Annotated in this window: 11 protein-coding genes and 2 tRNA genes; 1 reads left to right on the forward strand and 12 read right to left on the reverse strand. The window is 41.6% G+C overall.

Going from position 1 to position 13485, the window contains the following annotated elements; genetic code table 11:
* Positions 1–11: 11 nt before the first annotated feature.
* The 8 genes from dnaG to glpK all read right to left on the reverse strand — a co-directional run bounded on the left by dnaG (position 12) and on the right by glpK (position 7901).
* On the reverse strand, positions 12–1796 hold the full coding sequence (gene dnaG / locus CGC63_RS08570; RefSeq protein ID WP_003021107.1) for a DNA primase: 1785 nt from the start codon (positions 1794–1796) through the stop codon (positions 12–14).
* A gap of 15 nt (positions 1797–1811) precedes the next feature.
* Positions 1812–2831 (reverse strand): deoxyguanosinetriphosphate triphosphohydrolase, encoded by a 1020-nt coding sequence (locus tag CGC63_RS08575; RefSeq protein WP_003021106.1) that lies wholly within the window; start codon positions 2829–2831, stop codon positions 1812–1814.
* Between the two features lie 142 nt (positions 2832–2973).
* Positions 2974–3810 (reverse strand): deoxyribonuclease IV, encoded by an 837-nt coding sequence (locus CGC63_RS08580; RefSeq protein WP_003021105.1) that lies wholly within the window; start codon positions 3808–3810, stop codon positions 2974–2976.
* A gap of 120 nt (positions 3811–3930) precedes the next feature.
* Positions 3931–4014 (reverse strand) — tRNA-Leu (locus tag CGC63_RS08585).
* Positions 4015–4057: 43 nt separating this feature from the next.
* A tRNA-Leu gene (locus tag CGC63_RS08590) sits at positions 4058–4141 on the reverse strand.
* 57 nt (positions 4142–4198) lie between these two features.
* Positions 4199–5500 carry an amidohydrolase family protein gene (locus CGC63_RS08595; protein WP_003021103.1) on the reverse strand — a complete coding sequence of 434 codons (1302 nt, stop codon included), beginning with the start codon at positions 5498–5500 and terminating at the stop codon, positions 4199–4201.
* 10 nt (positions 5501–5510) lie between these two features.
* Positions 5511–6383, reverse strand: coding sequence for an amidohydrolase family protein (locus CGC63_RS08600; RefSeq protein ID WP_003021101.1), 873 nt, complete (start codon positions 6381–6383; stop codon positions 5511–5513).
* 21 nt (positions 6384–6404) lie between these two features.
* Positions 6405–7901 (reverse strand): glycerol kinase GlpK, encoded by a 1497-nt coding sequence (gene glpK, locus CGC63_RS08605; RefSeq protein ID WP_040351174.1) that lies wholly within the window; start codon positions 7899–7901, stop codon positions 6405–6407.
* A gap of 228 nt (positions 7902–8129) precedes the next feature.
* On the opposite strand from glpK, the gene CGC63_RS08610 reads away from it, so the two are divergent.
* Positions 8130–9395: a peptidoglycan-binding domain-containing protein gene (locus CGC63_RS08610; RefSeq protein ID WP_003021098.1), complete on the forward strand. Its 1266-nt coding sequence runs from the start codon at positions 8130–8132 to the stop codon at positions 9393–9395.
* 95 nt (positions 9396–9490) lie between these two features.
* On the opposite strand, the gene rseP is transcribed toward CGC63_RS08610, so the two are convergent.
* Genes rseP through CGC63_RS08630 form a run of 4 tightly spaced genes read right to left on the reverse strand, consistent with a single transcriptional unit; the run spans position 9491 to position 13455 of the window.
* Complete coding sequence (gene rseP, locus CGC63_RS08615; RefSeq protein WP_040351130.1) at positions 9491–10777, reverse strand: RIP metalloprotease RseP; 1287 nt, start codon at positions 10775–10777, stop codon at positions 9491–9493.
* Between the two features lies 1 nt (position 10778).
* Entirely contained in the window at positions 10779–11921 is a 1143-nt protein-coding gene (dxr, locus tag CGC63_RS08620) for a 1-deoxy-D-xylulose-5-phosphate reductoisomerase (RefSeq protein ID WP_003021094.1), read from the reverse strand.
* Between the two features lie 12 nt (positions 11922–11933).
* Complete coding sequence (locus tag CGC63_RS08625; RefSeq protein WP_003021091.1) at positions 11934–12746, reverse strand: phosphatidate cytidylyltransferase; 813 nt, start codon at positions 12744–12746, stop codon at positions 11934–11936.
* A gap of 1 nt (position 12747) precedes the next feature.
* Positions 12748–13455 carry an undecaprenyl pyrophosphate synthase gene (locus tag CGC63_RS08630; protein WP_003021089.1) on the reverse strand — a complete coding sequence of 236 codons (708 nt, stop codon included), beginning with the start codon at positions 13453–13455 and terminating at the stop codon, positions 12748–12750.
* Positions 13456–13485: the final 30 nt, after the last annotated feature.

Here is a 13485-nt window from a genome sequence, read left to right on the forward strand (position 1 = left end):
ATATCATTTCCTCAATCAAAAGAAATATGCAGCGTCACTCTGCCTCTCTCCAAATCCTCCAGACGCTTTCTGGCTTCTACAATCCTTTGCAGTCCGAAAAGGTCCGTAGGCGGTAAATTGGTGCTTTGCCATGCAATACTGTCTCTTTTTAGTCTGCATACCGTTTCCAGCACCGCCTTTTTTGCATCTTCCTCACTTTCCAAATGAAGAGAAGCATGAAACAGAGATGTAATTTCCTTCTGCTCCTCTGCGTCAGAAAACCGATTTAATAATTTTGCAGGATTTACCTCACCTTCTTTGTGCTGTTCAAATACTATTTCAGCAACCTTATGATACAAGGGTGTTGTAAAATCTGCCGGTTCTATCAATCCATCAATAGTTTTAAACATGGAAGGATAGGAGCTCAGCCATGTCAGCATCAGCTTTTGCGCCGTATGACCTGCATCTTCCTTGCCCTCTTTCTTTTTTGAAACAGCTTCCATTCTGGGCTTTACCGCAACGCCTGTTCCTGACAGCGCCATGTTATTTACCATTCTTCTTAAATCTTCAAATTTTATCTGATATCTGGCAGAAATACTTTCAATATAGTTGTTTCTTTCCAGCTCTTCCGGAAATTCCAGAAGTTTTCTGGCTATCTCCCGATAAAACTGTGTTTTACTCTCCGGGTCAGATAAATGGTATTGCTTTTCCAGTACCTTAATCTCAAACAGAAAATAGTTTTCTGCCTCCTCAAGACGCTTTTCAAAAGCCTCCTTGCCTTCTGCCTTAATAAATTCATCCGGGTCCTTATACGGCGCAAGGTTCACCACTCTCGGAGAAATTCCCGCCGCCTTTAAAATCGGAATACCTCGAAGGGCTGCTTTTTGTCCTGCCTCGTCACTGTCATAAGTCAGCAGAACCTCCTTTGTATAACGACTCATAAGACTGGCATGTCCTGAGGTAAGCGCTGTTCCGAGAGATGCCACCGCATTGTGAAAGCCTGCCTGGTACATGGCAATAACATCCATATAGCCCTCGCAGATAATAAAGTACGGTTTTCTGGAGGTACGGGCAATATTCAAACCGTATAAATTCCGACTCTTATCAAAAATTTTCGTTTCAGGAGAATTCAAATATTTCGGTTTTGCATCTCCCATAACTCTGCCGCCAAATCCAATCACACGATTATTTACATCCATAATCGGAAACATCACACGGTTCCAAAACTTGTCCTGCATGCCTCTTCGCTCATCAATATTGAAAAGACCGGACTCTTTTAATAATTCATCAGAGTACCCCTGCCCCTTTAAATATTGATACAATGCGCCCGAATATCTGGGCGAACACCCCAATCCGAATTTTTTAATCGTATCCTCAGAAAGCTGTCTTCCTTTCAGATAATCCAATGCCGGCTTTCCGCTTTCCTGTTTTAGTTGATAGTAATAAAAAGAAGCTGCTTTTTTCTGAATTTCCAACAACATGGATTTAAAATCCGAAGCTGCCTTTGCTTCTTTTGAATATTCAACCTCAGGAAGCTGTACCCCTGCTCTATCCGCCAAATATTTCAACGCCTCTACAAAGCTGTAATTCTCATATTCCATAATAAAGGTAAAAACATTACCTCCTGCTCCGCAGCCAAAGCAATAATACATCTGCTTTCCCGGGCTTACTGAAAAGGACGGAGATTTTTCATTATGAAAAGGGCAAAGTCCAAAATAAGAGCTTCCCTTTCTCTGCAATTTCACATAATCCGAAATCACGTCCACAATATCGTTTTTTGAGCGGACTTCCTCAATCAAATCATCTGAATAATACATACAACTTCCTCTTTTCTACTGTCCCTTTCCCTGAACGCTCCAGCCTTTGGGAATAAAAAGCTCACGGAACTTTTCCAGAGAATACTGGTCTGTCATACCTGATATATAATCACATATTACTCTTTCCTTTGGTTCATCCTGATACAGAAGCTTTTGATATTCCTCTGACATCTTTTCCGGATATTTGCTGTAATATGTATATAATTCTTCTACTACATGTTCTGCCTTTTTTTCTTCACTTTTTGCCGCAGGATTTAAGTAAACATCCTGAAACATCAAAGCACGGATATCCCGAAACCCTTCTTCAATCTCCGGAGACATCATAATCTTATCTTTCCCCTGACTGTTCTCTACAATATTGTGGACAAATGTATTCAGCCTTTCCCTTGTAGTAGCTCCCAAGAGCATGCGCAAGGTAATGGGAATGTCATCTTCTGTAATAATTCCTGCTCTCTGAGCATCATCCATATCATGATGAATATAAGAAATCTTATCACAGTAACGAACTACCTGACCCTCTAAGGTATGAGGTTTTCCGCTGGTTCTGTGATTTAAAATTCCGTCCCGCACTTCCCATGTAAGATTTAACCCTTCTCCGTTTTTTTCTAAACGCTCCACCACTCGAACGCTCTGCTTATAATGTGCAAATCCCAAGGGGCAAACTCTGTTTAAGGCTCTTTCCCCCGCATGACCAAAGGGCGTATGCCCCAAATCATGTCCCAGCGCAATGGCTTCTACTAAGTCTTCATTTAAAGACAGCGCTTTCGCAATGGTTCTGGCTGTCTGAGAAACCTCAAGGGTATGGGTCAGGCGATTTCGATAATGGTCACCCTGAGGGGACAAAAATACCTGTGTCTTATCCTTCATACGACGAAATGCTTTACAGTGCACAATGCGGTCTCTGTCCCGCTGGTAAACTGTACGGATATCACATTCCTGCTCTTCTCTTTCCCTTCCCTTAGAATGAATACTGTGAGAAGCGTACGGGCTTAAAAGCTCTAATTCTCTTTTTTCCATTTGTTCACGAATATTCATAGGCAGTCACCTGACTTTCTGATACCTTTCGGCAAAACATCTTGCGGTAATACCGCATACTTTCAAAAGAACTCTTCATATTTATTATTTCCGAAATTTCTTCTATTTCCTCTTTTTCTTCTTGAAAATTTCTACAAATTTTCTACAATTCTTTATAGGAATTTCTTAAAAGTGCGATTTCTCCCGCATATCCTTCTAAATCATTTGGAGTTTCCAAATAAAAGGGCAGCTTTCGAAGCGCCGGATGATTGATTACTCTTACAATCGCTTCCAGTCCCAGCTTTCCTTCGCCGATTTTCGCATGGCGGTCCTTATGACTTTCCAATCCGTACATACTGTCGTTTAAATGAATTGCTTTTAGCCTGTCCAATCCAATCACTTTATCAAATTTCGTCAAAACTCCGTCCAAATCCTCTGCGATATCATATCCTGCATCATATACATGACAGGTATCCAAACAAACTCCCAGCTTCTCTTTTAATTCCACTCTGTCTATAATTTCTCTTAATTCTTCAAAACGGCTTCCTACTTCGCTTCCTTTTCCTGCCATAGTTTCCAATAATACCGTTGTGCTCTGCTTAGGATTAAGAATTTCGTTTAACATATCTGCAATATACTGAATTCCCACTTCCACTCCTTGTTTTACATGGCTTCCCGGATGAAAGTTATAACAGTTCCCCGGAGTATATTCCATTCTCCTTAAATCGTCTTTCATAGTATTCACTGCAAATTCTCGAATACTTTCATCCGCCGAGCAGGCATTCAGGGTGTATGGGGCATGTGCCAAAATTCTGTCAATCCCTTGATTTTTTGCCCTTATGAGAAAAGCGTCTACATCCTCTTGCTTAATTTCCTTTGCTTTTGCTCCTCTTGGGTTTCTGGTAAAAAACTGAAAAGTATTTGCGTGAATTTTCTCTGCTTCCTTTGCCATAGCTTCATAGCCTTTTGAGGAAGATAAATGACATCCAATTTCTAACATAATCAATCTCCTTTATTTTCTGCTCCTGTTGCATAGGAAACAATTCCCTATGCAATAAAATAAGCACTTATGCAAAAATAAAATCTCTTTTACTTTTACATAAGTGCTTGATTAACTTAGTGCGGGAGATGGGACTTGAACCCACACGTCTATACAGACACAAGATCCTTAGTCTTGCCTGTCTGCCAATTCCAGCACTCCCGCTTGCCCTACCTCTTGGTAAGCATTTGTATATTATGTATATACATGCGGGAGATGGGACTTGAACCCACACGTTTATACAAACACAAGATCCTTAGTCTTGCCTGTCTGCCAATTCCAGCACTCCCGCTTACCTGTCGTTTCTCTCAAACGACAAGTGAAAGTATAGCAAATGTTTTTCTATTCGTCAAGAGTTTTTTTCATTTTTTTCGTAGATTAAATTTCCCTTTACAAATTTACTTTTTATCTGTCTGTCATCTGCCAGATAAATAAGTCTTTCCAGCCGCTCTCTTACACTTAATTCCTGCGGATGTAAAAGCTCACTGTCATCAAAAACGACTGCATCAAACTCATATCCCTCCAGAAAGCTTCCCACTTTTCCGAAAAATGCTCCGCCTCCTGCTGTTCCCATATAAAACGCTTCCTCCAATGTCACCGGCTTCTGTTTTGCATCCACCAGACGCCAACGAAGCTTGGAGCATTGAATGGTATCTGCCATAGCTCTTAAAACAGAGGTGCTGTATCCTCCTGCCACATCACTTCCAAGTCCGACAGAAAGCCCCTCATCTAAAAACCGCCGAACAGGCGCAATACCGGATGAAAGATTTGTATTCGACTGTGGACAATGCGCAATAAACACACCTTGCTTTTTAATCAGAGAAATTTCCTCCTCCTTTAACCAGACACAATGTGCCATAATCGTAGGACAATCTCCTCCGAACAAGCCTGCCTGATAATACGCATCACTGTAACTGGAAGAATTGGGGCAAAGTTCCTGTACCCACTGAATTTCTCCCGGATTTTCTGACAAATGAGACTGCAAAGGCAATCCTGTTTTTTCCTGAATACTTTTCAATTCCGCCATCAAAGCATCGGAACAGGACGGAATAAATCTGGGGGTTAAAATAGGCTTCGTATGCTCATAACGCCCTTCTGTTTCCAGCAGCCACTGCCTTACCGCCTTTGCTGCTGCCTCTGCATTTTCCTCCTGTAAGCCCTCCAGTGCATTTCTGTCCATACTCACTTTTCCCACATAAGTATCCAGTCCGGACGCTTCCAGTAAATCCATCAATATTTTTGTTCCTTCTATATGCAGGGTAGCAAAAATCACAGCTCTGGTCACAGCGCTTTTCTTTAAATCCTCTACAAACATTGTATATGCCTTTTTTGCATAATCTGCATCAGCATATTTCATTTCCTCCGGAAAAGTATGCGTATTCAGCCAGTCCAGCAATTCCAAATCCATTCCCAAGCCCCGAAAAGCATACTGAGGCGCATGAGTATGCAAATCCACCAATCCCGGTATAATCAGCGCATCCCCCATATCTTTTACAATATAGCTTTCATATTCCTTTGGAAGCTCCTGATAAACACCTCTGCAAATCCCTTCCTGGCACACCACATAACTTTTTGGACAAATCACAAGCTTTTTGCTGCCGTCACTGTAACAAATATTCCCTCTCAAAACAAAGCCGTTCTTTTCCTGCATTTACTGATTATTACCTCCGTATAAATTTCTCCTGAATTTTTCTTTCCCCCTCCAGAAGCATTTCGGTTACTTCTTTATTATTCTTTCCCAAAATCTCCTGAAAACATTCCCATTCATCTTTAATACCCTGTCCATGAGGCACAAGATATGCTCCGGCATCGCTACCTAGTGCAAGCTGTACGCCTATTTCATATCCCATTTGTATATTGCGGCTTCCTGTTTCCCATATCTTTTCCAGAACCTCGTCGGAAAACCTGCCGCAGCCAATCATGTTTTTCACTACGGTTATAGTAGGCACCCACACGGTTTTATGTTCTTTCATTGCCCACATAGCTTCTTCATCTACATAGTTTCCATGTTCAATGCTATCTGCACCGGCAAGAGCTGCTTCCCGAACAGCCCTTGCCCCATTTGTATGTGCCATTACGGAAAATCCCTCTTCGTGAGCAATATGTACCATTTCTTTTACTTCGTCAAACCTCAAGGGTTCTTCTGTCACAGAGCCATCCATATCAAAATTCATAATACCCGTTGTCATAATTTTAATGAAATCTCCGCCTCGCTTTCTCACTTCCTTTACCAAGTCGGCATATTCTTTCATATTTTCAAAAGGTCTTCCTACAATTCCTCCGTAATGCCCTTTTTTATGAATGGCAAAAACAGGCGTCCGATAGGTAATTCCATATTGGGGTGCAATTTCCCTTGCTTTTTCAGACACTCCCAAAGCATCCCCTCCGTCCCTGACAAAGGAAACACCCTTTTCCTGATAAGTCCGAAAATGTTTATGAATAACATCTGTATCCACTCCGCTTTTATGACAGTTTACTGCTGCTCTGTAATTGAGCCCATTCATGAAAATATGTGCATGATTTTCTCCAAACATTATGACATCTTCTTTCTGAAATTAATCTTCTCTTGCCCATCCGTAGGCACATTTTACTGCCTTTTTCCAACCCTTTGTCTTTTTATCTCTTTCTTCCTTTGTAAGCTCAGGATAAAAGACACGGTCTGTACTCCAATTCTCAATAATTTCCTCTTTGCTGTTCCAATATCCCACAGCCAAGCCTGCCAGATACGCTGCCCCCATTGCCGTTGTTTCCACACACACCGGTCTTTTTACAGGAACCTGTATCATATCTGCCTGTGCCTGCATAAGGAAATTATTCGCGCTGGCGCCTCCGTCTACCTTCAGGAAATTCAATTCCATACCGGAGTCCGCCCTCATGGCCTCAATCACATCATGAACCTGATATGCCAACGACTCCAGAGAGGCACGGATAATATGACATTTATTCACGCCTCTTGTAAGACCTACAATGGTTCCTCTGGCATATTGGTCCCAATATGGCGCTCCCAACCCCGTAAAAGCCGGCACAACATAACATCCATTGGTATCCTTTACCTTCCTTGCCATATATTCTGAGTCTTCTGCCGAGTCAATCAGGCGCAGCTCATCTCTTAACCATTGAATAATCGCTCCTGCCACAAACACAGAGCCTTCTAACGCATAATTGACCTTTCCGTCCAGCCCCCATGCAATGGTGGTAACAAGACCATTTTGCGAAAAGACCGGCTTTTCTCCTGTATTCATCAGCAAGAAGCAGCCTGTCCCATAGGTATTCTTCGCATCTCCCTTTTCAAAGCAGGTCTGTCCGAAAAGCGCCGACTGCTGGTCTCCTGCTGCACCTGCAATGGGAATTTCTCCTCCAAAAAAGCTGCTGTCCGCCATTCCGTAAACGCAGCTGGAGGGTTTTACTTCTGGAAGCATACATTCCGGAATATCCAATTCTTCTAAGATTTCTTTATCCCACTCTAATGTATTGATATTATAAAGAAGTGTCCTTGATGCGTTGGAATAGTCCGTCACATGAACGGCTCCCTTTGTCATCTTCCAAATCAACCATGTTTCCACTGTTCCAAAAAGCAATTCTCCCTTTTTCGCACGCTCTCTGGCGCCTTCTACGTGGTCTAAAATCCATTTTACCTTTGTGCCTGAAAAATAGGCATCAATAATCAAGCCTGTTTTCTTTCGAAAAACCTCCGTAAGCCCCTTGGCTTTCAACTGGTCGCAATACTCTGATGTTCTTCTGCATTGCCAGACAATGGCATGATAAATAGGCTCTCCTGTATTTTTATCCCAGACAATAGCCGTTTCTCGCTGATTGGTAATACCGATTGCCGCAATATCCTCTGCATCAGCTCCTGCTTTTTGCATAGCTTCCACAGCAACGCCTAACTGATTAGACCAGATTTCATTTGCATCATGCTCCACCCAGCCCGGTTTCGGAAAATATTGAGTAAACTCCTTCTGCGCCGAACTGATAGTCTCTCCTTTTTTGTTAAATAAAATACATCTGTTGCTGGTTGTCCCTGCATCCAATGCCATTACATATTTTGCCATATCGTTTCCTCCTGTATTTACAAAGTATTTTCCCATTACACGAAAAAAACTGTCCGGAAAAGAATTCCTTTTCCTACGACAGCCTTACTCCCCTTCTCCCTGCCTTCTTATATTTCACACGTTTCTTATGCTCCTATTTTAGCTCTAATCCCGAAAAATTTCAACCATATCTTCACCTTTTCTTTTCTTTCGCATATACTAAAGCAACGAAAAATCTGAGGTATTTTTATGAATACAGCCTCTTTAAAATCTATGCAGACAGACCACCCGGATGAAGGGACTTTGCAGCTTTATGTTCTTTCTTCCATTCGCAATCAGCCTGTGGAGGATGCTTCTGTTCAAATTTCTTATACCGGAGACCCTGACTCTGTGATTGAAGAAGTGAAAACAGATGCTAACGGCATGATACCGGAAATTCAGCTTCCTGCTCCGCCACTGGAATATAGTATGGCGCCTTCTGAATATCAGCCCTATGCAGAATATACTTTCCACATTTCAAAAGAAGGCTTTGATGATTTGGATATTTCCGGAGCAGAAATTTTACCGGATGCTACTGCTATTCAAAGAGCTGTCTTGTCTCCCCAAGCTGCTCCCGGAGCTTTTGAAGATATTGTCATTCCTGCTCATACCCTCTATGGGGAATATCCCGAAAAAATTCCCGAAGACGAAATCAAGCCTATGGATACGTCAGGAGAAATCGTTCTGAGCCGTGTGGTTATTCCGGAATATGTGGTTGTACATGATGGTTCTCCAAATGACTCCACCGCAAAGGATTATTATGTCCGTTATCGAGATTATATCAAAAATGTAGCCAGCAGCGAAATTTATGCCACTTGGCCGGATAATACCATTCGTGCGAATGTATTGGCAATTATGTCCTTTACTTTAAATCGTGTATATACCGAATGGTACAGAAACAAGGGATACGACTTTACTATCACTTCATCTACTGCTTTCGACCACAAATGGATGCACGGGCGAAATATCTTTGAAAGTATCTCCCGTATTGTAGATGAGCTCTTTGACAATTATCTTTCAAGACCGGGGGTACGGCAACCGATTTTAACTCAGTATTGTGACGGACAGAGGGTACAGTGCCCGAACTGGATGACACAATGGGGCTCAAAATATCTGGGAGATCAAGGCTATTCTGCCATTGAAATCTTACGAAACTTCTACGGCAGCAACATGTACATCAACACTGCCGAGGAAATTTCCGGCATCCCTGCCTCGTGGCCCGGTCAGCCCCTAGACATCGGTTCATCCGGAAGTAAGATCCGACAGATACAGGAACAGCTTAATGCCATTGCCAACGCCTATCCTGCTCTTCCGAAAATTTCCGTAGACGGAGTCTTTGGAGAAAACACGCAAAACGCAGTCAAAAAATTCCAGCAGATTTTCGGACTTCCTGCCACAGGAATTATTGATTACTCCACATGGTACGAAATTCAGGAAATTTACGTAGGCGTCACCAGAATTGCAGAATTAGTATAAAAAAGCTGCCACATAAAATAAATATCGAGAATATCTATACATTTTCGCCAAAACTGCATAGATATTCTTGATTATTCTTTCATGTGACAGTTCCATTATAATCTTCGAAAATCATTAAACATTACAAATACCATTAAAAGCATCAATAAAACAAATCCCGCAAAATGGATCATGCCTTCTACATTTGGATCTAATTTCTTCTTTCGTACAGCTTCAACTGCAAGAAAGACAAGTCTTCCTCCATCTAAAGCCGGAATAGGAAGTAAATTCATAACACCTAAATTAGCCGAAAGCAAAATTGCCCAGTACAGCATTTGCAACCATACCATTACGCTGCCTTCCTCTTTCGCCTCTTCATAAGAATCGCCAATAACATCAATAATTCCCACCGGACCGGAAAGATCATTTACGCTAAATTGTCCTTTTATCAACATCATAAGACTTTCTATCGTATTAGAAATCCAATACCGCACTTCAGAAGCGCTGTATCTTAATACACCTAAAAAATTCGTTTTTTCCCGATATAAATTATAGATGAAACCAGTGTCTACCTGCTTTGTCATCTGAGGTTTTAAAGAAAGTGTTTGTATCTCCCCATCTCTTTCAATTCCCAGACTAATCGCTGAGCCATCCAGTGGATTTTTTTCCCAATACTCCTGTATTTCCTGACTGGTTTCAATCGTCTCTCCATTAATTTCCCTGATAATATCTCCTGCCTGTACTCCTGCTTCCATCATTGCACCATTTAAAACGACCTGTGTAATTTCCGGCTCACTATCCGGTGTAGGCACATAAGAAAATCCCAGCATATATTTTTCTTCACTGTATGCTTCAAAGGAAACTTCCTTTTTCTCGCCATTTCGTTTATAAGTCAGGGTAATTTCTTCGTCATCCAAACCATGAAGCATCATATAAGAGTCCAAGTCTCTTCCCAAAACAATGCTTCTCCCTTGAAATTCCGTAATAATATCCCCCTCTTGAAGTCCTGCTTTGGCTGCAGGAGAACTTTCTTCTACCTTTAATACACGAGCAGGATCATATCCTGCCACGCTGGTAATAATCATGGCAAACACAAAAGCCAGAATAAAGTTAAAAATCGGTCCTGCCGCAACAACAGATATTCTCGCCCACACGGATGCTTTATTAAAAGAGCCTTCACTGTCATCGTCATCATCTTCTCCCACCATCATACAGGAACCACCTATAGGAAAAAGCTTTAAAGAATAACGGGTTTCTCCTTTTTGGGTAGACAAAAGTCTAGGTCCCATCCCCAAAGAAAATTCTGTAACTTTAATTCCATTTCTCTTTGCCAAAAGAAAGTGTCCCAACTCATGGAAAATAATAATGACGGAGAATATCAAAATTGCTATTAAAATTTTCAATTTACCACCTGCCCTCAATTCTCTTATATATGTCTTGTTCAATATTCAAAATTTCTTCAATCGTAGGATTTAAAATTAATTCATGCTCATTCATGGCATTCTCAATAATTTCATAGATATCTAAAAATCCGATTTTTCGATTTAAAAACAATGCCACTGCTTTTTCATTGGCTGCGTTAAAAACAGTGGGCATGGAGCCTCCTGTTTTCGATGCCTGCATTGCTAACGGCAGTCCTTTAAAGGTCTCCATATCAGGATTTTCAAAAGTAATGGATGCCAGCTTTGCAAAGTCCAAACGTTCCCCATCTAAATATTTACGCTCACCTTCATATAAAGCATACTGAATAGGCAGACGCATATCAGGTGTACCAAGCTGTGCCATAATACTTCCATCTTTAAATTCAATCATAGAATGAATAACACTTTGTGGCTGTACGACTACTTGTATTCTATCCAAATCCACATCAAATAACCATTTTGCTTCCATGACTTCCAACCCTTTATTTACTAAAGTAGCAGAATCAATAGTAATTTTCTGTCCCATAGCCCAATTAGGATGCTTTAAAGCATCTTCTACACGCATATTTTTCAATTCTTCTGTTTTCTTTCCACGGAAAGGGCCGCCGGAAGCAGTAATCAGCAGTTTTTCAATGGTTTTTGGATTTTCTCCGTTTAACGCCTGAAAAATTGCACTGTGCTCGCTGTCAACCGGTAAAATTTTCACATTGTGCTCTTTTGCAAGAGGCATAATAATATGCCCTGCTGTTACAAGGGTTTCTTTGTTTGCAAGAGCAATATGCTTTCCTGCACAAATAGCGGCAACCGTAGGACATATTCCAATCATCCCCACAATGGCGGTCACCAGAATTTCCGCTTCCTCCATAACCGCCAGCTCAATTAAACCTTCCATTCCGCCTACTATTTTGCAGTCAGTGTCCTGTACACGAAGCTTTAATTCCTGCGCTTTCTTTTCATCTCCCACCGCTGCCAGCCTTGGAGAAAACTGACGGATTTGCTTCTCCAGCAAATCAATATTTCTTCCCGCAGCAATTCCTACCACCTGCAAATCATCATTTTTGCTGACAATATCAAGGGTTTGTGTTCCTATGGAACCTGTTGAACCTAAAATTGCAATTTTCTTCATACGCTTTCCTCTTTATATTAAAACACTGGCAAGGAAATAAATAAACGGAGCTGTAAAAATAACACTGTCAAAACGGTCCAAAACACCGCCGTGCCCCGGAATAAGTTTTCCGTAATCTTTTATTTCCTTATTTCTCTTAATGGCAGATGCCGCCAAATCTCCTACCATGGAAATCAGCGCACCTACCGCACAAATCACTGCATACATCAATGGAGTATGACCGTCTGCCTGATTGACACCGGAAATCAAAAGTGCATAGAGCGCTCCCAAAAGCGCTGCGCCTAACACACCGCCTACACCGCCTTCAACGGATTTTTTCGGACTTAATACCGGCGCCATTTTATGCTTTCCGATTAACATTCCCACACAGTAGGCACAGGTATCGCTCCCCCAAGAGCTTAAGAAAATCAAGCCTACCAGCCATGCACCGCCCTCTAAGGTTCTCGTTTTATAAATATAGGACAGCATAACCGCAACATAGAAAATGCCGAATAAGGCTGCCATAATCTGTTCTGCTCTATATTTTGGATACGTAAACACATAGACACACATAATGAGTACAAGGGCAAACAGTAAAATCATCATGGAAAATTCATCTGTTTTTACCCAAAGCAGTGAAAGGTAATACAAAACCGTTCCTACATACCCTGCGATTTCCAATGCCCCAAAGCCCTTCTGGTGCACCTCCATGGCACGATACAGCTCTCCTACTCCGATTAATGAAATTGCCAGAAGCACAGCAAATAATATAGGACCTCCTGCGGCAACAGAAGCGACTGCAATCGCCACAAGAACAATTCCACTTAAAAGTCTTGTCTTAAACATTCTACTCCTCCTTTACGCCACCGTATCTGCGGTCTCTGTGATTGAATTTATCAATGGCTTTTTCAAATTCCTTTTTATCAAAATCCGGCCATGCCACATCGGTAAAGTAAAACTCTGTATAAGCAAGCTGCCACATTAAAAAGTTTGAAAGCCTTTCTTCGCCGCTTGTTCGAATTAGCAAATCAGGGTCGGGAAGTGCCCTTGTGTCCAAGTAATCAGAAATCACATCCTCCGTAATCTGCTGAGGGAGAAGAACTCCTTTTTCCACATCCTCCGCCATCCTTACCATGGCTCTTTTGATTTCATCTCTGCTTCCGTAATTTAAAGCAATTTGAAAATGCAGCTCGTCAAACTGGCTGGAATATTCCTCCAGCTCTTTGATTTTTTGCTGTAAATCTGCATCAAACATACTTGGGTCACCAATGACACGTACACACATTTTATTATCTCTTGAAATCTGAATACAGCGCTTCATATAGTTCCGAAACAGCTTCATAAGACCGTCCACTTCTTCTTTTGAACGCTTCCAGTTCTCTGTGGAAAAAGCATATACTGTCAAATATTTTACGCCTAAATCCTTGGCAATACCGCAAATTTTCTCCAGATTTTCGCATCCCTTAATATGTCCGTAGGTTCTGGGCATTCCCTTTGCTTTCGCCCATCTTCCGTTTCCGTCTAAAATAATTGCCACATGTCTGGGAATTGTCATAATTTTTCCTCCTACGCATGAAAGAGGCAC

Origin of the sequence: Blautia hansenii DSM 20583 (assembly GCF_002222595.2) — a bacterium.
Lineage (GTDB): Bacteria > Bacillota > Clostridia > Lachnospirales > Lachnospiraceae > Blautia > Blautia hansenii.